Annotated in this window: 1 protein-coding gene; it reads left to right on the top strand. The window is 49.3% G+C overall.

Features of this window, described 5'->3' with window-relative positions; translation table 11 throughout:
* On the top strand, positions 1 to 306 hold a 306-nt coding region (locus HC175_RS22605), incomplete at both ends, for a Y-family DNA polymerase (protein WP_445326504.1).

Raw genomic sequence — 306 nt, forward strand, 5'->3', positions numbered from 1 at the left:
TCGCCGCTGCCAGCTATGAAGCCCGTAAATTTGGGGTAAAGAGCGCCATGAGCAGCGTACTCGCCAAACGTAACTGCCCCGATCTCATTTTTGTTAAGCCAAGATTTGAACGGTACAGGGAAATTTCAAACCGCATTAGGGCGATCTTTTTTGAATATACAGACCTGGTGGAGCCGCTTTCCCTGGATGAAGCTTACCTTGACGTCACCGAAAACAAAAAAGGAAACCCCAGCGCCACTCTTATCGCACGGGAGATACGGGAGAAGATAAAGGAAAAGACCGGGCTGAATGCTTCCGCAGGCATTT

The organism is Salinimicrobium oceani, from assembly GCF_012037645.1.